Source organism: Neotabrizicola shimadae, assembly GCF_019623905.1.
Taxonomy (GTDB): Bacteria; Pseudomonadota; Alphaproteobacteria; order Rhodobacterales; family Rhodobacteraceae; genus Neotabrizicola; species Neotabrizicola shimadae.
The window spans coordinates 2097488-2115805 of sequence record NZ_CP069370.1 but is presented as its reverse complement, the minus strand read 5'-3'; the positions used below and the strand labels follow the sequence as shown (position 1 = coordinate 2115805).

General features: G+C 67.9%; 18 protein-coding genes. 12 read left to right on the top strand and 6 right to left on the bottom strand.

Annotation, left to right across the window (positions count from 1 at the left end; translation table 11 throughout):
* Positions 1–90 precede the first annotated feature (90 nt).
* Both mce and JO391_RS10210 read left to right on the top strand, forming a co-directional pair.
* A complete protein-coding gene (gene mce, locus JO391_RS10215; protein ID WP_220660396.1) occupies positions 91–495 on the top strand; it encodes a methylmalonyl-CoA epimerase in 405 nt (134 codons plus the stop codon).
* Entirely contained in the window at positions 492–782 is a 291-nt protein-coding gene (locus JO391_RS10210; protein WP_220660395.1) for a DUF1467 family protein, read from the top strand. Before mce ends, JO391_RS10210 begins: the two co-directional genes overlap by 4 nt.
* Here JO391_RS10210 and JO391_RS10205 read toward each other — a convergent pair.
* The 4 genes from JO391_RS10205 to hemN form a co-directional block, all read right to left on the bottom strand.
* Positions 748–1476: an EI24 domain-containing protein gene (locus JO391_RS10205; RefSeq protein WP_220660394.1), complete on the bottom strand. Its 729-nt coding sequence runs from the start codon at positions 1474–1476 to the stop codon at positions 748–750. The genes JO391_RS10210 and JO391_RS10205 overlap by 35 nt on opposite strands.
* Positions 1473–2048, bottom strand: coding sequence for a nitroreductase family protein (locus JO391_RS10200; protein WP_220660393.1), 576 nt, complete (start codon positions 2046–2048; stop codon positions 1473–1475). The genes JO391_RS10205 and JO391_RS10200 overlap by 4 nt, the downstream gene beginning before the upstream one ends.
* 125 nt (positions 2049–2173) lie before the next feature.
* Positions 2174–3298 (bottom strand): histone deacetylase-like amidohydrolase, encoded by a 1125-nt coding sequence (locus tag JO391_RS10195; protein WP_220660392.1) that lies wholly within the window; start codon positions 3296–3298, stop codon positions 2174–2176.
* A 60-nt stretch (positions 3299–3358) separates the two neighbouring features.
* Entirely contained in the window at positions 3359–4714 is a 1356-nt protein-coding gene (gene hemN / locus JO391_RS10190) for an oxygen-independent coproporphyrinogen III oxidase (RefSeq protein ID WP_220660391.1), read from the bottom strand.
* Positions 4715–4803: 89 nt separating this feature from the next.
* Between hemN and fnrL the strand changes: the two genes are divergently transcribed.
* Complete coding sequence (fnrL, locus tag JO391_RS10185; protein WP_220660390.1) at positions 4804–5550, top strand: transcriptional regulator FnrL; 747 nt, start codon at positions 4804–4806, stop codon at positions 5548–5550.
* Positions 5551–6111: 561 nt separating this feature from the next.
* On the opposite strand, the gene JO391_RS10180 is transcribed toward fnrL, so the two are convergent.
* Positions 6112–6960: a universal stress protein gene (locus JO391_RS10180; RefSeq protein WP_220660389.1), complete on the bottom strand. Its 849-nt coding sequence runs from the start codon at positions 6958–6960 to the stop codon at positions 6112–6114.
* Between the two features lie 206 nt (positions 6961–7166).
* On the opposite strand from JO391_RS10180, the gene ccoN reads away from it, so the two are divergent.
* The 4 genes from ccoN to ccoP are packed head-to-tail and all read left to right on the top strand — an operon-like array spanning position 7167 to position 10627.
* A complete protein-coding gene (gene ccoN / locus JO391_RS10175) occupies positions 7167–8765 on the top strand; it encodes a cytochrome-c oxidase, cbb3-type subunit I (RefSeq protein WP_220660388.1) in 1599 nt (532 codons plus the stop codon).
* An 8-nt stretch (positions 8766–8773) separates the two neighbouring features.
* Positions 8774–9502: a cytochrome-c oxidase, cbb3-type subunit II gene (gene ccoO / locus JO391_RS10170; RefSeq protein ID WP_220660387.1), complete on the top strand. Its 729-nt coding sequence runs from the start codon at positions 8774–8776 to the stop codon at positions 9500–9502.
* 10 nt (positions 9503–9512) lie between these two features.
* A complete protein-coding gene (locus JO391_RS10165) occupies positions 9513–9731 on the top strand; it encodes a cbb3-type cytochrome c oxidase subunit 3 (RefSeq protein WP_220660386.1) in 219 nt (72 codons plus the stop codon).
* Between the two features lie 2 nt (positions 9732–9733).
* The gene (ccoP, locus tag JO391_RS10160) at positions 9734–10627 is read left to right on the top strand and encodes a cytochrome-c oxidase, cbb3-type subunit III (protein ID WP_220660385.1); all 894 of its coding nucleotides are present in this window, start codon (positions 9734–9736) and stop codon (positions 10625–10627) included.
* 50 nt (positions 10628–10677) lie between these two features.
* Here ccoP and JO391_RS10155 read toward each other — a convergent pair whose 3' ends face one another.
* Entirely contained in the window at positions 10678–11619 is a 942-nt protein-coding gene (locus tag JO391_RS10155; protein WP_220660384.1) for a diacylglycerol/lipid kinase family protein, read from the bottom strand.
* A 407-nt stretch (positions 11620–12026) separates the two neighbouring features.
* Here JO391_RS10155 and ccoG point away from each other — a divergent pair, with 407 nt between their 5' ends.
* The 5 genes from ccoG (at position 12027) to JO391_RS10130 (ending at position 18315) form a co-directional block, all read left to right on the top strand.
* A complete protein-coding gene (ccoG, locus tag JO391_RS10150) occupies positions 12027–13460 on the top strand; it encodes a cytochrome c oxidase accessory protein CcoG (protein ID WP_220660383.1) in 1434 nt (477 codons plus the stop codon).
* A 1-nt stretch (position 13461) separates the two neighbouring features.
* Positions 13462–13920: a FixH family protein gene (locus JO391_RS10145; RefSeq protein WP_220660382.1), complete on the top strand. Its 459-nt coding sequence runs from the start codon at positions 13462–13464 to the stop codon at positions 13918–13920.
* 2 nt (positions 13921–13922) lie between these two features.
* On the top strand, positions 13923–16133 hold the full coding sequence (locus JO391_RS10140; RefSeq protein ID WP_220660381.1) for a heavy metal translocating P-type ATPase: 2211 nt from the start codon (positions 13923–13925) through the stop codon (positions 16131–16133).
* A 7-nt stretch (positions 16134–16140) separates the two neighbouring features.
* Complete coding sequence (gene ccoS, locus JO391_RS10135) at positions 16141–16299, top strand: cbb3-type cytochrome oxidase assembly protein CcoS (protein ID WP_220660380.1); 159 nt, start codon at positions 16141–16143, stop codon at positions 16297–16299.
* 63 nt (positions 16300–16362) lie between these two features.
* Complete coding sequence (locus tag JO391_RS10130; RefSeq protein WP_220660379.1) at positions 16363–18315, top strand: caspase family protein; 1953 nt, start codon at positions 16363–16365, stop codon at positions 18313–18315.
* Positions 18316–18318: the final 3 nt, after the last annotated feature.

Sequence of the window (18318 nt, the reverse complement as noted above, 5' to 3'; positions counted from 1 at the left end):
AGATCGCGTTAACAGGTGCGGCGCCCGGACCCCTTGCCTCGGGCCGCCGGGCTGCGGATAAGCGGGCCGAGCCACGCATGGGAGAGACAGATGATCGGACGCCTGAACCATGTCGCCATCGCGGTGCCGGATCTGGCCGCCGCGGCCGCGCAGTACCGCGATACGCTTGGCGCCAAGGTCGGCGCGCCGCAGGACGAGCCGGACCATGGCGTGACGGTAATCTTCGTGGAGCTTCCGAACACGAAGATCGAGTTCCTGCATCCGCTTGGAGAGAACTCCCCCATCGCCGGCTTTCTGGAAAAGAACCCGGCGGGCGGCATCCACCACATCTGCTATGAGGTCGAAGATATCCTTGCGGCGCGCGACCGGCTGAAGGCCGCGGGTGCGCGGGTGCTGGGGTCGGGCGAGCCCAAGATCGGGGCGCATGGCAAGCCGGTGCTGTTCCTGCACCCGAAGGATTTCAACGGCTGCCTCGTGGAACTGGAGCAGGTATGACGATCACCGCCGCCATCGTCCTGTTCGCGGTCATCTGGTGGATGACCTTCTTCATCGTGCTGCCGCTGCGCTTTACCAGCCAGCGCGACGCAGGCGTGATCGTGCCCGGCACGCCGGCCAGCGCGCCGGCGGATTTTCAGGTCGCGCGCAAGGCCAAGATCACCACGGCGGTCGCCGTAGGGCTGTGGATCGTCTTTGCGGCGATCATCACCTCGGGCCTGATCTCGGTCGAGGATTTCGACATCAACGGCGTCATCCAGGAAAACCGGGACGCCCTGAAGCAGTGACCGGCCGCGCGCCGGTCAGCGCGTGGAAGATGTGGGTGAAGGTGGCAGCGCCCAGGACCGGCACCAGAAGGTTGACCAGCGGCACCGAAAGCGGTGCCGCCATCAGGATGCCGGCGCCCCAGATCATCCAGAAATTCTGCTTGCGCAGCGCCTTGGCCGCGGGGCGGCCGATGCGGCGCATGGCGGCGAGCGTGAAGTATTCACGCCCCAGGAGAAAGCCGTTCACCGCCCAGAACACCAGGGGCGCGAAGGGCCCGGCGAAGATGTAGAAGATCAGGCCCACGGCGTTCACTGCGATGATGAGGCCGAAGAAGTTGGCGTTGTCGATCAGCATGTCCATCAAACCCTGCCGCGGCACGGGGGGCAGGCCGGGGTAGTGGCGTTCCTCGACCGCCCGCGCCACGTCTTCCAGGAAGAAGCCCGAGAAGGCCGAAGCCACCGGCACCATCAGGAACACCGACAACACCATCATCACCAGCGCAGAGCCAAAGCCCAGAAGTGTGTGCACCCCGCCGACCGGGCCGATCCACGGCAGTTCCAGCGTTTCTGGCGTGAAGGTCTCGAGGCCCCAGAGGAACAGGGCATAGACCCCGAACAGGAGCGCGATGGTCAGCGCGATGCCCAGGAACAGCACGCGGCGAAAGCGCGGGTCGCCCATCTGGCCGACGGCGAGGGTGAAGCTGGACCAGATCATCGCGCCACGGTCGTCAGGCGCGCCACATCGGGGCGCGGGCGGTCGGGCACCGGCGCGCCCTCGCTGCCAAGGTAGATGAACCCCGCCACCCGCTCCTGCGGTGCCAAGCCAAGCGCGCGCTCGCACCAGACCGGGTCATGCGCGGGCCAGCCGGTGATCCAGTTCGCGGCCCAGCCCGCAGCCTCTGCCGCATTCAACAGGTTCTGGCAGAGCGCGCCCGCGGACAGAAGCTGTTCGATCTCGGGCGCCTTGTCGGATGTCTTGGGCGAGAAGATCACCGCCACGGCGATCAGCCCGCGGTCGAACTGGCCGCGGCCCTTGGCGACCTTTTCCTCGTCGCCCCCCAACTCGTGGGCCCGCGCCTCACCCAGATCGGCAAGCCGTGCCAGTGCGGGCTTTGTCAGCAGAACAAAGCGCCACGGTTCCAGCTTGCCATGGTCGGGCACGCGGGCGGCGATGGTCAACAGACCCATCACCTCCTCTTCGGAGGGCGCGGGCGGCACCATCGCCTTGGACGGATAGCTGCGACGCTGTGCAAGGAAGGCGAGGGCTTCGGGGTTCTTCTGCGGCATGGGGCACTCCTGTCCCGCCCCATCAAGGGATTGCGCAAGCCAAGGTCAAGGCCCGGCTTGTTGCCGGCTTCCCCTTTGTGAAAATCCGCCTCGCGGGTGCAGGGGGAAACCCCGCTTCCTACGGGTCAGCCTGGAAATGTCCCGTGGAACCGCGCAAGATCGTCGATCCAGCCGTTGGCAAAGGCGTCGAACCGCGCGTCGGGTTGGCGCTTGTCCAGAGTGGGGCCTAGCGGATCGGGCGCGCGGATCGCGCTGCCCGACAGCTCCTCGATGACGGCATGGCCGCAGAAGGGCAGATGCGCCTCGGAATAGCCGCCCTCGTGCACCAGCACGAGGCGCCCGCCGCACAGGTCGTCCGCCGCCTGCATCATGGACCGCGTCATCAGCCGGAAGGTCTCGGCGGTGCACAGCATCCGCCCAAGCGGGTCCATGGCAGAGGCGTCGAAGCCGCAGGCGACGACGATCAGGTCGGGACGGAAGCGTGACAGCGCGGGCAGGACGATGCGGTCCACCGCGGCCAGATAGCCGCGGTGGCCCAGGCCGGGGGGCAGAGGTATGTTGATGTTGGCGCCCAACCCCGCGCCTTCGCCCCGCAGCTCGGCAAAGCCCGTGTCCATCGGGTAGTTGCGGTCCTGGTGCAGGCTGATCGCCAGCACGTCGGGGTCAGCCAGAAATACCGCTTCGGTGCCGTTGCCGTGGTGCACGTCCCAGTCCACCACCGCCACGCGGGAGGTGCGGCCTTCGGCCTGCAGGGCGCGGATGCCGATGGCGATGTTGTTCAAGAGGCAGAAGCCGTTCGGAAAATCGGGCAGGCAGTGGTGCCCCGGCGGGCGGGTCAGCGCATAGGCATTGTGTGCCTCTCCCGTCGTGACCTTTCGCATCGCCTCGGTCGCCAGCCCCGCCGACAGGGCCGCAAGGTCATAGCCGCCCGACAGGAAGGGCGTGCGGATGCCGAGTTCGCCACCTGAAGCCGCCGACAGCCGCCGGAACTCGGACAGGTAGCTTTCCGGGTGCACGCGGCGCAGATCCTCGTCGCTGGCCGGATCGGCCGAACTGACGGCAAGCTGGCGCAGAAGCCCCGTCGCATCCAGCAGGTTCTTCATCCGCCGCTTGGTTTCGGGGTTCTCCGGCAGGCCGGTGGGCAGCGGCTGCACCAGCCCGCCCATCGGCCCGCCCACCGGCATGGTCAGCGCATAGGCGCCGCCGCCGTGCCAGAAGACCCGTTCGTCGGTGAGAAAGGCAGTGGTCATGGCGCAGCTCCGGGATTGATGCCCCTGCCTGCCGCGCCGGATCGCCTGTGTAAAGCCCGCTCAGATCGCCGCGGAATGCTGCGCCTTGGTCTGGTCATAGGCGTCGAAGGTTCGCGCGATCATCCGGGTCAGGGGCCGCGCCTTCAGGGGGATGGACAGGCCGTTGGCATCCAGTTCGACCATGCCGGGGAATTGCTCGGCTGTGGCGCGGAAGAGGCTGTCCAGCCGCTCGGGCGTCACCGGATGGTCGCGCAGCATCTCGGCCCGGCTGACGCGGAAATCGCACATCAGCGCCTCGATGATGCGGGCGCGCAGCACGTCCTCGCCGCTGAAGGCATGGCCGCGATGGGTAGAGAACTGCCCGGCGCGGATGGCCTTCGTGTGATCCGATGTGCCCGAGACGTTCTGCACATAGCCTTGTGGAAAGCGCGAGATGGACGAGGCGCCGAGCCCGATCAGCACCGGGGCGGTGTCGTCGGTGTAGCCCTGGAAGTTGCGCCGCAGCGTGCCCTGCCGCTGCGCCACCGCCATGCCATCCTCGGGCCGGGCGAAATGGTCGATGCCGATTTCGGCATAGCCGTCCCAGAGGAACAGCTCGCGCGCCGTCTCGAACAGACCCAGCCGTTCCTCGGGCGTGGGCATGGATTCCGAAGGGATCATCTGCTGGCGCCGGCTCATCCACGGCACATGGGCATAGCCGTAAAGCGCCACCCGGTCGGGCGACAGGGTCAGGAGCTTCTGGACCGAATCAGAGATGCGCGACCGGGTCTGGTGCGGCAGGCCGTAAAGGATATCCGCGTTCAGGCTTTTCACGCCGCGGACGCGGATGGCATCGGCGACCGATTTGGTCAGCTCATAACCCTGCTCGCGGCCGATGGTCTTCTGGATCTCGGGGTCGAAGTCCTGCACCCCGATCGAGGCGCGGTTCATCCCGGCCTCGGCCAACGCGTCAAGGCGCGCCTCGTCCACCTCGTTCGGGTCGATCTCGACCGAGAATTCCGCGCCCTCGGCCAACGGCACCGCATCATAGACGGCAGCTGCCAGCGCGCGGATGCTGTCGGGGGGCAGAAGCGTGGGCGTCCCGCCGCCCCAATGCAGGCGGCTGAGGCGTACGCCGGGGGCCAGGTGGCGCTTCAGCAGCGCGATCTCGGCGATCAGGGTCTTGGCATAGGCCAGAACGGGCAGGTCGGACGACGTGCCCTGCGTCCGGCAGGCGCAGAACCAGCAGAGCCTGCGGCAGAAGGGCACATGCAGGTACAGCGAGATGTCCGACCCGGCGGGGATGGATTCGATCCAGTGGACGAATTCTCCCGGTCCCACGCCCCCCGCGAACTGCGGGGCGGTCGGATAGCTCGTGTACCTTGGCACACGCGCGTCGAAGAGCCCGAAGCGGGCAAGTTGCGGATCGGAAGACATTCACCTAACTTGATGTGACACCCGGGCTGCCTGTCATGATAGGCGCGATGCGGCCCTCGACCTTGACGCAGATCAATCGGAAGGCGGGAATGGCCCATCACGATCCCCAGATGTCGGCGCATGATTGCGGCGATTGCCCGATCCGGCACCGCGCGGTCTGTGCCCGCTGCGAAACGGACGAACTCCTCCGGCTGGAGCAGATGAAATACTACCGCAGCTACCAGGCGGGGCAGACGGTCATCTGGTCGGGCGACCGGATGGACTTCGTGGCCTCGGTGGTCTCGGGCATCGCCACGCTGACCCAGACGATGGAGGATGGCCGCCGGCAGATGGTGGGCCTTCTGCTGCCGTCGGATTTCGTGGGCCGTCCCGGCCGGCAGGTCGCGGCCTATGACGTGACGGCCACCACCGACCTGGTGATGTGCTGCTTCCGCAAGAAGCCGTTCGAGGAGATGATGTCCTCGACCCCGCATATTGCCCAGCGGCTCCTGGAGATGACGTTGGACGAGCTGGATGCGGCGCGGGAGTGGATGCTGCTTCTGGGCCGCAAGACCGCGCGGGAGAAGATCGCCTCGCTTCTGGCGATCATCGCGCGGCGGGACGCGAGCCTCAAGCTGCGCTCGGCCAAGGGGAAGCTGGCGTTCGATCTGCCGCTGACCCGCGAGGAGATGGCCGATTACCTGGGCCTGACGCTGGAGACGGTCAGCCGGCAGATCAGTGCCCTGAAGAAGGACGGGGTGATCGAGCTGGAGGGCAAGCGCCACATCCAGGTGCCGAACTTCGACCTGCTCCTGGAGGAGACGGGCGACGACAGCGACGGGGGCTTCCTCGTCTGACCCGCCGGGCCGCAAGGGCATCCGGGGGGCATCCGGGGGCGTCCGAGCTCGGACGCTTGGGTGAGTCCAATGATTCCAATGGGTTGTCCGGGCGGATTAACTTGGACTTAAGGATTGTCCTGGGGGGTGGTGCGTGCGAGCACGCACCCTACGGCGGGATTGGCAGGCCGGTGGGGCGCGGCTAACCTGTGCGTAGCCGTGGCGGTGACAGGCTGCGGTCGTGGAGCGCGAGAAGGCGCAGACCGGGGTTTTGCTGACGCTGGAAGAGCCGACCGGGCCGATGAAGGCCGAGGCGGCGGGCGCGGTTTCCGGTCCAGCCGTTCGGCAGGATCATGGGTGCCATGGCGGCGGCGCTGGTCGGGGTGATCGGCGTGCTGGGGCCGTGGGCGCTAGGGGGATCGAGGCCCCGGCTTTCGCCGGGGCGGGGGCTGTTGGGGCTTGCGTTGGGGGAAAGCCCCCCTCCCCATCCCTCCCCACGAGGGGGAGGGAAGCGTGTGCCGGGGTGTGGGCGCTTCGCGGCGGCGGAGGCCCCGGCTTTCGCCGGGGCGGGAGCGCGCGGGGTCAGTGCGCCATCAGGACCGGGACTTTCGCCTGTTCCAGCATGTTGCGCGTGGTGCCGCCGAGGATGGCTTCGCGGAAGCGGGAATGGCCGTAGGCGCCCATCACCAGGAGGTCGGCGGCCTGGTCCTCGACATGCCGGGCCAGGACGTCGGAGGTGCGGGGCAGGGTCTTGGCGAGCACCGAGACTTCGGCCTTCACGCCGTGGCGCACCAGCATCTGGCAGAGGAGCCCGCCGGGATCGGAGCGTTCCGGGCCGTGGGTCGGCGGGTCGATGACGGCGATGTTCACGACATCGGCGTCGATCAGGAAGGGCAGGGCCAGGCGGACGGCGCGCATCGCCTCGCGGCCCTGATTCCAGGCGATGACGACGCGGCGCGGCGAGACGCGGTCGCCAAGGCCGCCCTCGGGCAGCACGAGAACCGGCGACTGGCCTTCGAACATCGCGGCTTCCACCACGGCCTCGGCCTCGGCGCCCTGGTCCTTGCCATAGGGGCGGGGCTGCACGATGAGATCGGCGAAGCGGGCGCGCTGGGCGACGATCTCGGTCAGCGAGCCGATCTGGGCCACGGCGGTATCGGTGCCGTAGCGCAGCTCGGGTCCCTGCTGATCGAGCGCGGCCTTCACCGCCTTTTCGATGTCGCGGGCGTCGGTTTCGGCGCGTTCCATCGCGGCTTCGATCATCACGGCGCCGGTGCCGACATAGGAGTATCCGACCTGCGTGCGGTCGATTCCCAGCGAGAGCACATCGAGATGGGCATCATGCGCGGTGCAGAGCCGGGCGGCATCGGCAATGGCGGCCTGAACCTTTTCGGGGTTCGTGGCAACGGTGAGGATGGTTTTGTAGCCCATGGCGGTCTCCTTCCTGAGCGATGCCGGCAATCTAGCTGCGGCAGGGTGACGCGACCTTGACCCGAGTCAACACGCGGCGCAAGAAAGGTTGATATGGATCAAGGTGTCTGGCCCCGCCTGCCGCGACAAGCGGACCAGTCGAAAAGTGCGCAGCGATCCCTAGAATCGGACTGGGACGACTGCGCCACAAGACGAAGGGACGCAACATGTGGGATTACCTGAAGCTGGTCGCGCTTGGCCTGATCGCGCTTCTTGCAGCGATCGCGGCCAACTATGCGCGCGATCTGGCCTATATGGTGAACGCGCTGACCGTCATGCTGGCCGCCGGCATCACATTCGTGGTGGTGCTGCGGGGCATCGGTGATGCGAAGAGCGTGAACCAGAACGAATATTTCGACTCGGTCGTGCGGGCCGGGGCGATTGCCACCGCCTTCTGGGGTGTGGTGGGCTTTCTGGTGGGGGTGGTCATCGCCTTCCAGATGGCCTTTCCGGCGCTGAATTTCGAATGGGCGCAGGGCTACCTGAACTTCGGACGGCTTCGCCCGCTGCACACGAGTGCGGTGATCTTCGCCTTTGGCGGCAACGCACTGATCATGAGCGCGTTCTACATCGTGCAGCGCACCTGCGCGACGCGGCTGTGGGGCGGTTCGCTGGGCTGGTTCGTGTTCTGGGGCTGGCAGCTGGTGATCGTGCTGGCGGCTTCGGGCTATGTGCTGGGCGCGACCCAGGGCAAGGAATATGCCGAGCCGGTGTGGTACGTGGACATCCTGATCACCGTGGTCTGGGTGGCGTTCCTTCTGGTGTTCATGGGCACGCTGATGAAGCGCAAGGAACCCCACATCTATGTGGCGAACTGGTTCCTTCTGTCGATGATCCTGACCGTGGCGATGCTGCACCTGGGCAACAACCTGGCGCTGCCGGTTTCGGTCTTTGGGTCGGCGCAGGTCCAGCTGTTCTCGGGCGTGCAGGATGCGATGATCCAGTGGTGGTATGGCCACAACGCGGTGGGCTTCTTCCTGACCGCGGGCTTCCTGGGCATGATGTACTATTTCGTGCCGAAGCAGGCCGAGCGTCCGGTCTACAGCTACAAGCTGTCGATCATCCACTTCTGGGCGCTGATCTTCCTGTACATCTGGGCCGGTCCGCACCACCTGCATTACACCGCGCTGCCCGACTGGGCGCAGACGCTGGGCATGGTGTTCTCGATCATGCTGTGGATGCCTTCGTGGGGCGGCATGATCAACGGCCTGATGACGCTTTCGGGCGCTTGGGACAAGCTGCGCACGGACCCGATCATCCGCATGATGGTGGTGTCGGTGGGCTTTTACGGCATGTCCACCTTCGAAGGCCCGATGATGTCGATCAAGGCGGTGAACTCGCTGTCGCATTACACCGACTGGACCATCGGCCACGTGCATTCCGGTGCGCTGGGCTGGAACGGCATGATCACCTTCGGCGCGCTCTACTTCCTGGTGCCGCGCCTGTGGAACCGCGAGCGGCTGTACTCGCTGACGCTGGTCAGCTGGCACTTCTGGCTCGCCACCATCGGCATCGTGCTGTACGCCTCGTCCATGTGGGTTGCCGGCATCATGCAGGGCCTGATGTGGCGTGAAGTGGACGCGAACGGCTTCCTCGTGAACGCCTTTGCCGACACCGTGGCGGCCATGCACCCGATGTATGTGGTGCGGGGGCTGGGGGGCGTGATGTTCCTGACCGGCGCCCTGATCATGGCCTACAACCTTTGGATGACCGTGCGTGCGCAGCCTGCCAAGGCTTCGTCCCATGCGTTCGTTCCGGCCGAGTGAGGTGACACATGGCTATTCTTGAAAAGCACAAGGCCATCGAGACGCATGCCACGCTGCTGGCGGTGCTGTCCTTGCTGGTCGTCACCATCGGCGGGGCGGTACAGATCATCCCGCTGTTCTATCTGGAGAACGTGATCGAGGATGTGGAAGGGGTGCGCCCCTACACGCCGCTGGAACTGGCGGGGCGGCAGATTTACGTCCGCGAGGGCTGTTATGTCTGCCACAGCCAGATGATCCGTCCGATGCGGGACGAGGTCGAACGCTATGGGCATTACTCGCTGGCGGCGGAGTCGAAATACGACCATCCGTTCCAGTGGGGGTCCAAGCGCACCGGGCCGGACCTGGCCCGCGTGGGCGGGCGCTATTCGGACGCCTGGCATGTCGACCACCTGACCAACCCGGAAGCGGTGGTGCCGGAATCGATCATGCCGAAGTACGGCTTCCTGTCGGACCGCGTGATGGATGCCAGCTTTGCGGCTGACCTCGTCTCGACCAACGCGCTGGTGGGCGTGCCCTATACCAGCGAGATGATCGAGGCGGCGAAGGCCGACTTTGCGGCGCAGGCAGACCCGAATGCCGACACGACCGCCTTGCTGGAGCGCTATGGCGAGACGGTGAACGTGTCCAACTTCGACGGCCAGGCCGAACTGACCGAGATGGACGCGTTGATCGCCTATCTGCAGGTCCTGGGCACAATGGTCGACTTCTCGACCTTCCAGCCCGATCCGGCGCGGTAAGGGGGACGGCATGGATACCTATACGCTTCTCCGCCACTTTGCCGACAGCTGGGCGCTTGTCGCCCTGACGGCGATCTTCGTGGGCATCATCATCTGGGTCTTCCGACCCGGTGCTAAGCAGATCCACGACGACGCGGCAAACGTGATCTTCCGCAACGAGACCAAACCTGCTTCCGAGCCGGTGCGCGGCGATGACCGCGCATCTGGCCGGGGCGCCAAGGAGGCGTGATCATGTGCGCCAAGCAAGTCACGAAAAAAGCCCCCGGCGAGGTCGCGACCACCGGCCACAGCTGGGATGGCATCGAGGAACTGAACAACCCGCTGCCGCGCTGGTGGGTCTGGGTGTTCTGGGCCACGATCGTCTGGTCGCTGGGCTATGTCATCGCCTATCCGGCCTGGCCGCTGGTTTCGGGCGCGACCCAGGGGATCCTGGGCAAGGACGCGGCAGGCGACTCGCGCCTGGCGCTGGACAAGGACATCGCCATGTTCAACGAGGCCAATGCCGCCGTGCAGAAGGCTCTGGTGGACACGCCGCTGGACGCGATTCCCGCGAACCAGGATCTGATGAACTATGCCATTCCGGCCGGGGCGGCGGTGTTCCGCACCTATTGCGCGCAGTGCCACCAGTCCGAAGGGGCGGGCCTTGCGGGCAAGGGTTATCCGTCGCTGAAGGACAACGACTGGCTGTGGGGCGGCACGCTGGATGACATCTATGCCACCGTGCAGCATGGCATCCGGAACACCACCGATGCGGATGCGCGGTATTCGCAGATGCCGGCCTTTGGTACGGACGAGCTGCTGGACGCGACGCAGATCGGCGATGTGGTGCAGTATGTGCTGCAGATCTCGGGCCAGGAGCATGACGCGGCGATGGCCACGGCGGGCGCCACGGTCTTTGCCGAGAACTGCGTGGCCTGCCACGGCGAGGCCGGCATGGGCGACCGTGCGCAGGGCGCGCCGAACCTGACCGATGCGATCTGGCTGTATGGCGGCGATGTTGCCTCGTTGACCAACACCGTCACCTATGCGCGGTTCGGCGTCATGCCGGCCTGGGGCGGGCGGCTGTCGGAGGACGAGATCCGCGCGGTGGCGCTGTATGTGCACTCGCTGGGTGGCGGCGAGTAACCCGTCGATCCCGACAAGCGGCGGGGCCCCCTAGGGGGCCCCGTTGCGTTTCAGGCGGGCGGCAGGCGGGGCAGCGCCACGCGCAGCGCGCCGGGCTGGCAGGTAAGCCGGGCGGGCAGGACACCCATCAACTCGCCATCGGCATCAAGGGGCAGGGCACTGCCGTCGGCCGCCCTGATCTCCAGCGAGGCTGTGCGGAGAAGCGAGGCCGCCGGATGATCGAGGATGCGGCCGGAGTAGAGGAGCCGCAGGTCCCAGGGCCGGATGCGCCGGTCTTCGCGGATCAGCATGACATCGAAGAGCCCGTCATCGGGGCGGGCCTGGGGCGCGATGCACATGCCGGCGGCGAAGTGGCGGCCGTTGGCGACAGAGACCAGCAGCAGGGTCGAGCGGATCTCTTTCCCGGTTGCGGTTCGCAGCACGAGGTCGAAGCCGCGTTCCCGCAGCAGTTGCCGCAGAGCATATGGCACATAGGCGAGCTTCGGCCCGAGAAGGGCGGGCAGGGGCGAGCCCTGCATGGATTGCACGATGCCGGCCGAAAGGCCGGCATTGGCAACTGACAGGAACCAGCGGGTGACGGGTTGGCCCTGTGCTCCGGTGAGGTCGATCCGGCCGAGGTCGATGGGGAGGAGCTGACCGTTGGCGAGCGCACGGGCGCTGGCGAGGTCGCCGGGCGGCAGGCCGAGCGTGCGGCAGAAATCGCCACCGGAACCGGCATTGACCAGCGCCAGCGACGGCACGGGGGCGCCTTCGTCCAGCGCGGGGCCGATGCCGCCCACCGCGGCATTCAGCGTGCCGTCGCCGCCGACCAGCACCAGCGCACGGCCCGAGCGCGTCGCGGCGCCTGCGGCCGCCGCCGTCTCGGCCGCGCAGGTGGCAAGCACGGTATCGAGGGGGCCGAGGAGGCCGCGCAGGGCAGTGAGGAGAGCAGGCCATCGGCGGGCCGCGCGGCCACTGCCGGCTTGCGGGTTGCAGATCACCAGGGGCGGCATCCGTTCCTGTCCTTGCCCTGCGGCGCCTGAGACGGGCCGTCTGACGGGCCGTCTGTCCAGCCTGTCGGAGAACCGGCTTCGGGTAAAGCGGCGGCTTGATTCAGGTCAAGGCGGGGCGGGGCACGGGGTGCTAGCCGTGAGCCAAGCGCCAGGGGAGACCATGGGCGCGGCACCGGTGCCCCATCCTGTTCGCGCGTTTCCTGGGGGCGCCGGTGCCTTTTTTCATTTTTGCGGCATGGATCGGTACGGACGGGTGCTATCATGGCCCGGCCTGCAGTTGCCTCCGCGACCCGGTGCCGCAGTGGCTGGTCATTGATGTATCCTCGGGCCAAGATTGATGCAGGTCAAGGAGGCTGCCGGGCACGCGCACTAGGCAGGCCGAGAGACCGAACCGATCGGAAAGTGTCGTGAGCCAGACAGACCAGCCAGAATCGCTTTACGCCGCACGGGAGCCGGTATTCCCGCGGCGCGTGAAGGGAGAGTTCCGCACGCTCAAGTGGTGGATCATGTTCATCACGCTGGGCATTTATTACGCAACGCCCTGGATCCGCTGGGACCGCGGCGCGAACCTGCCCGACCAGGCGGTGCTGATCGACCTGGGCGGGCGGCGGTTCTTCTTCTTCATGATCGAGATCTGGCCGCACGAGTTCTATTTCGTCGCGGGCCTGCTGATCATGGCGGGGCTGGGGCTGTTCCTGTTCACCTCGGCCGCGGGGCGGGTCTGGTGCGGCTATGCCTGCCCGCAGACGGTGTGGACCGACCTGTTCATCCTGGTGGAACGCTTTGTCGAGGGCGACCGGAACGCGCGGCTGCGCCTGCACCGCCAGCCGTGGAACGCCGAGAAGATCCGCAAGAGCGCGGTGAAATGGGCGGCCTGGCTGGCCATTGCGCTGGCCACCGGCGGGGCCTGGGTGTTCTATTTCGCGGATGCGCCGACCCTGTTCTACAAGCTGGTGACGTTCGAGGCGCCGATGGTGGCTTATGGTACGGTGGCGGTGCTGACGCTGACGACCTTTGCTTTCGGCGGCTTTGCGCGTGAGCAGATCTGCATCTATGCCTGCCCCTGGCCGCGTATCCAGGCGGCGATGATGGACGAGGACACGCTGACCATCGCCTATCGCGAATGGCGCGGCGAGCCGCGGGGCAAGCTGGGCACGGAAGGCGCGGGGGATTGCATCGACTGCAAGGCCTGCGTGAACGTCTGCCCGATGGGCATCGACATCCGCAATGGCCAGCAACTGGCCTGCATCACCTGCGGCCTGTGCATCGACGCCTGCAACGACATGATGGACAAGGTCGGCAAGCCACGCCACCTGATCGGCTACATGGCGCTGACCGACGAGATCCGCGAGAAGGCGGGCGAGGCGCCGAAATCGGTGTGGAAGCACGTGTTCCGGCCGCGGACCATCCTGTATTTCACGCTGTGGTCGGGCATCGGCGTGGCGCTGATCGTGGCGCTGTTCCTGCGGTCCACCATCGACGTGAACGTGACGCCGATCCGCAACCCGCTGTATGTGCAACTGTCGGACGGGTCGGTGCGCAACGACTATGTGCTGCGCCTGCGCAACAAGCATGGCGAGCCGCGCGAGTTCTTCATCACGGTGAAGTCGCCCGCGCCGCTGATCGTGGCGCTGGAGGGCGAACAGGGCCTGTCGGTCGTGGTGCCGGCGAACGAGACCAAGACGCAGAAGGTCTATCTGACCGCGCCCAAGGGCACGATCGGCGCGACCACCGAACGCACGGACATCCGGTTCTGGATCGAGGATATTTCGGAACAGACCCCGGACAGCATCGAGCGGGTGTTCAAGGACAGCGTCTTCTTCGGCAAGGGAGCAAAATGAGATGGGCCAGTTGAACGGACGGCATGTCCTGGCGATTTCGGTCGGCTTCTTCGGGGTCATCATCGCCGTGAACATGGTTCTGGCGGTGCAGGCGGTTTCCACCTTTCCGGGGCTGGAGGTCGAGAACTCTTATGTGGCCAGCCAGACCTTTGATGTCGAGCGCGAAGGGATGAAGGCACTCGGCTGGACGCTGGTGAAGGAATACGATCCGGACCGGGGCGAGTTGCGGCTGACCTTCACCGATCCGCAGGGCTTTGCCGCGCCGGTGCGGGATCTGTCCGTGCTCGTGGGCCGTCCGACCGAGGCAGAGCAGGACATGCGGCCGGTCTTCGCCGAGGTTTCGGGCAGCTTCGTCGCCCCGGTGCAACTGGCCAAGGGCAAGTGGATGATGCATGTCGAAGCCTATGCGCCCGACGGGACGCTGTTTCGCCAAAGGCTTGACATGGTGGTGGGGGGCTGAGCGTGGCCATCGCCGAACGGATCGACGCGCCGGTTGAATCGGTCCAGGTCTCGGCCTGCCCGGCCTGCGTGGCGGCGCCCGCGGCCGAGGCCCTGGCGCGCGCCACGGCGGAGAAGGACGCGCGGCTGATGTTCTCGCTGCCGGCGGCGCATTGCGCGGCCTGCATCTCGACCGTCGAACAGGCGGTGGAGAAGGTGCCGGGCGTGCGCTCGGCCCGTCTGAACCTGACGCAGAAGCGGCTGTCGGTGGATGCCGACCCCGGCGTGACGGCGGCGGAGCTGATCGGGGTGATGGGCGGCGCGGGCTATGAGGCGCACGAGCTGGACCCCGGCCTTCTGTCGGTGACGGAGACAGACCGGCAGGGCCGCGACCTGCTGATGCGGCTGGGCGTGGCCTTCTTCAGCATGATGAACGTCATGCTTCTGTCGGTGGCGGTCTGGTCGGGGGCGGAAAGCGCCACGCGCGACCTGTTCCACTGGATTTCCGCCGCTATCGCCCTGCCGACCGTGGTGTTTTCGGGCCAGCCCTTCTTTCGGTCGGCCTGGGCGTCGCTGAAGGCGGGGCGGCTGGGCATGGATGTGCCGATCAGCCTGGCGCTGATTCTGGCTTCGTCGATCTCGCTGTTCGAGACCGCCCATTCCGGGCATCACGCCTATTTCGATGCGGCGGTGATGCTGTGCTTCTTCCTGCTTCTGGGCCGCTACCTGGACCATCGCACCCGCGCCGTGGCGCGGTCGGCGGCGGAAGAGCTGGCGGCGCTGGAAGTGCCGCGCGCGACCGTGGTGAAAGACGGCGCGGAAGTGGTGATGTCGATCTCGGAAATCGCGCCGGGCGATGTGGTGCGGGTGCGTCCCGGCGGGCGGATGCCGGTGGACGGCGTGGTGATCGAGGGGGCGTCGGAAGTGGACCGGTCGCTTCTGACCGGCGAAAGCCTGCCGGTCTGGGCGGGCGAGGGCACGGTGGTCAGCGCGGGCGAGGTGAACCTGACCGGGCCCCTCCTGCTGCGCGTGACGGCGGCGGGGCGCGACAGCTCGCTGCACCGGATGGCCGATCTTGTGGCGGTCGCGGAACATGCGAAGACGCGCTACACCTCGATCGCGGACCGGGCGGCGCGGCTCTATTCGCCGCTTGTACATATCCTGTCCTTTTCGGCCTTCGGCTTCTGGATGTGGAAGACCGGGGGCGACCTGCGCTATGCCATCAACATCTCGGCCGCGGTGCTGATCATCACCTGCCCCTGCGCGCTTGGGCTGGCGGTGCCGGCGGTGGTGACCTCGGCCTCGGGGCGGCTGTTCCGCAAGGGCCTGCTCATCAAGCATGGCACGGCGCTGGAGCGGCTGGCGGATGTGGACACGGTGGTCTTCGACAAGACCGGCACGCTGACTATGGGTGCGCCGGAATTGACCAACCTGGGCGAGCATCCGCGGCAGGCGCAGGAGGTGGCGGCGGCGCTGGCCGCGGCTTCCTCGCATCCGCTGGCGCTGTCGCTGGTCGAGGCGGCGCGGGCGGCGGGCGTGCAGCCTGCGGTGGTGGACGACCTGCGCGAGGTGCCGGGCTATGGTGTCGAGGGCCGCTGGCGTGGCACGCGCGTGCGGCTTGGCCGCGCCGAATGGTGCGGTGGCGAGAGCCTGGCCGTGACGGCGACCTATCTGTGCACGGGCGAGGGCGCCCCGCGCGCCCTCACCTTTGCCGACCGGCTGCGCCCCGGCGCGGCCGAGGTGGTGGCGGGTCTGAAGGCGCAAGGGCTGCGCATCCTTCTGGTGTCGGGCGACAGCACGGGGGCGGTGGCCTCTTTCGCCGGGCGGCTGGGGCTGGATGAATGGATCGCGGGCGCGCTGCCGGCCGAGAAGGCCGCCAAGGTGGCCGAACTGACGGCAGAGGGCGCGCGCGTGCTGATGGTGGGCGACGGGCTGAACGACACCGCAGCACTGGCCGGGGCGCATGTGTCCATCTCTCCCGCGACGGCGCTGGATGCGGCGCGGGTCGCGTCGGACATGGTGCTGCTGGGGCAGGACATGGGGCCGGTGGCCGATGCGGTGCGCATCGGGCGTCAGGCGGTGCGGCGGATGCGCGAGAACCTGGTGATCTCGGGCGTGTACAACGTGGTGGCGGTGCCGCTGGCGCTGGTGGGGATGGCGACGCCGCTGGCGGCGGCGCTGGCGATGTCCTTGTCGTCGATCACCGTCTCGCTGAACGCGCTGCGGCTGAAATAGGGCTGACATGAACATCCTGACCTTCCTGATCCCCGTATCCTTGTTCCTGGCCGGTATCGGCCTTGTCGCCTTCTTCTGGGCGATCCGGCACAGGCAGTTCGACGATCCGCAGGGTTCGGCCGAGCGCATCCTGATGAAGGACTGGGACGACCATCCCAAGCCGTGACAAATGCCGTCATGCGGCGGGCGGGGGCTTGCCCCTGCCAGAGCGCATGGGCAGGTTGGCGGCATGGGACATCGCGCATCATGGCGGATCGGCTTGGGGGCGGCGCTGGCGGGCCTGACCGCCGGGGCGGCGCAGGCCGCGACCCTGGCCGTTCTGGTGGCGGCGGGGGATTACCGTGATCTGGACGCCGACCTGAAGGGGCCGCCGAACGATGTGCGGCTGATGGCCGGGGTTCTGGCGGCGCGCGGTGTGGCGGGGGCAGACATGCTGGCGCTGACCGATGCGCCGGAGGGCCTGCCCGAAGGGGCTGCCGTGGGTGTGCCCGATCTGGCGGGCATCCGGGCGGCGCTGGCCGATGTGGCGGCGCGGGCAGTGGCGGGCGATACGGTTGTCTTCTACTTTTCGGGCCATGGCACGCAGGCGCCGGATGGCAATGGTGACGAGGGCGGCGGCGCGGATGAGGTGCTGTTGCCGGTGGATGCGCTTGGCTGGGACGGGACAGGCTTGCGCAACGTGCTGGTGGATGACGAGCTAGGCGCCTGGGCGCAGACACTGCTGGCGCGGGGCGTGAAGGTGGTGGGGCTGATCGACGCCTGCCATTCCGACACGGGCTTTCGCGCGATGACCGGGGCGGTGGCGCGCGGCCTGCCGCCGACGGCGCTTGGTGTGCCCGAGGATGCGGCGGGGATGGGCGAGCCTGTGAATGGCGAGGGGCTGAGCGGCGAGTTCGCGTTCCTATATTCCTCGCAGGCCGACCAGCGGTCTTTCGAGTTTCCGCTGGGCGAGGGCCAGGAGTGGCACGGCGCCTTTACCGCCGCGCTGGCGGGCGTGCTGGGCGAGCCGGGCAACCCAAGCTGGGGGCAGGTGCTGGCCGCCGCCTCGGACCGGATGGCCCGCGGCGAGGCGGCGCAACTGCCCGATGGCGAGGGGCCGCTGCTTTCGGCGCCCGTGTTTGGCTCGGGCCGGGTCGAGGCGCGCTGGCGGGTCGAGGGGGCGAAGCTGGAGGCCGGGCTGCTGCAGGGGCTGGGAGAGGGCGACCGCGTTGCGTTCTTTGCCGAAGCCGCGGGGGGTGAGCCCCTGGGCGAAGCGCTCGTTGTGAAACCGGCGGCGGGTTCCGCGCGGCTTGATCCTGCGCCCCCCCAAGGCACTGCCTGGGCCGAGCTGGTGGCGGCGGCGCCTCCGCCGCCCCTGCGGCTGGCGGCACCGGTGCAGGCGGACGGGCTGGATTATGCCGCCTGGCTGGCAGCGCTGCCGGCGCCTGCGGCGGGCAAGGCCGACCTGGTGCCGGTGCTGGTGGCGGGCGGGCTGGCGCTGGCCGGGCCGGATGGCGCGCTGGACCCGGCGGGGCCGGGCTCCACCCCGCGCGTGGTGCCGGAGGAGGGTGAGGCAGAGACGCTGGCGCTGCAACGAGCGCTGGATGCGGCGGGCCATGCGCTGCGACTGAAGGCGGCGCTGATCGGCGCGGCCGGGCGCAGCCTGACGGGCGGGCCGGCGCTGGAGGTGGCGGTCGAGGTGAAGCCGGGCAGCCGCGACGGCGCGGGTTGCGGCGCGCCAGGGCAGGGGGTGGCGGCCGATCCGGCGAAGGGCGTGGCGCCCTGCGACCAGATGTGGCTGACGGTCACGAACCGGTCGGGCCAGCCGCAGGATCTGACGGCGCTGTATTTCGCGGCGGATTTCTCGGTCACGCCGGTCTGGCCGCGGTCGGGTCTGTCGAACCGGCTGGCGCCGGGCGAGGCGGCGCGGATCGGGCTGTTGATCGACCCGGCCAGCCCGCCCGCGCTGGAGGACCTGCTTCTGGTGGCGGTGCCCGCCAGCGAGGACGGGCCGCGCACCGATCTGTCGGTGCTGGCCTCGCCGCAGATGACACGGTCCACGGCCGGGGCGGATGACGGCCTGTCGCTCTGGATCGACGTGCAATTGACCGAAGACGATGCCGTGGCGCGGGGCTTTGCCGCGCGGCCGCCGGCCTTTACGCTGATCCGGCAACCTGTCCGCATCCGGGCAGGGACCGAATGACCT

Excerpts from the sequence above, each read along its gene's own strand:
- mce (WP_220660396.1), top strand. The coding sequence starts at position 91 with ATGATCGGACGCCTGAACCATGTCGCCATCGCGGTGCCGGATCTGGCC.
- JO391_RS10210 (WP_220660395.1), top strand. The coding sequence starts at position 492 with ATGACGATCACCGCCGCCATCGTCCTGTTCGCGGTCATCTGGTGGATG.
- JO391_RS10205 (WP_220660394.1), bottom strand. The coding sequence starts at position 1,476 with ATGATCTGGTCCAGCTTCACCCTCGCCGTCGGCCAGATGGGCGACCCG.
- JO391_RS10200 (WP_220660393.1), bottom strand. The coding sequence starts at position 2,048 with ATGCCGCAGAAGAACCCCGAAGCCCTCGCCTTCCTTGCACAGCGTCGC.
- JO391_RS10195 (WP_220660392.1), bottom strand. The coding sequence starts at position 3,298 with ATGACCACTGCCTTTCTCACCGACGAACGGGTCTTCTGGCACGGCGGC.
- hemN (WP_220660391.1), bottom strand. The coding sequence starts at position 4,714 with ATGTCTTCCGATCCGCAACTTGCCCGCTTCGGGCTCTTCGACGCGCGT.
- fnrL (WP_220660390.1), top strand. The coding sequence starts at position 4,804 with ATGGCCCATCACGATCCCCAGATGTCGGCGCATGATTGCGGCGATTGC.
- JO391_RS10180 (WP_220660389.1), bottom strand. The coding sequence starts at position 6,960 with ATGGGCTACAAAACCATCCTCACCGTTGCCACGAACCCCGAAAAGGTT.
- ccoN (WP_220660388.1), top strand. The coding sequence starts at position 7,167 with ATGTGGGATTACCTGAAGCTGGTCGCGCTTGGCCTGATCGCGCTTCTT.
- ccoO (WP_220660387.1), top strand. The coding sequence starts at position 8,774 with ATGGCTATTCTTGAAAAGCACAAGGCCATCGAGACGCATGCCACGCTG.
- JO391_RS10165 (WP_220660386.1), top strand. The coding sequence starts at position 9,513 with ATGGATACCTATACGCTTCTCCGCCACTTTGCCGACAGCTGGGCGCTT.
- ccoP (WP_220660385.1), top strand. The coding sequence starts at position 9,734 with ATGTGCGCCAAGCAAGTCACGAAAAAAGCCCCCGGCGAGGTCGCGACC.
- JO391_RS10155 (WP_220660384.1), bottom strand. The coding sequence starts at position 11,619 with ATGCCGCCCCTGGTGATCTGCAACCCGCAAGCCGGCAGTGGCCGCGCG.
- JO391_RS10145 (WP_220660382.1), top strand. The coding sequence starts at position 13,462 with ATGGGCCAGTTGAACGGACGGCATGTCCTGGCGATTTCGGTCGGCTTC.
- ccoS (WP_220660380.1), top strand. The coding sequence starts at position 16,141 with ATGAACATCCTGACCTTCCTGATCCCCGTATCCTTGTTCCTGGCCGGT.
- JO391_RS10130 (WP_220660379.1), top strand. The coding sequence starts at position 16,363 with ATGGGACATCGCGCATCATGGCGGATCGGCTTGGGGGCGGCGCTGGCG.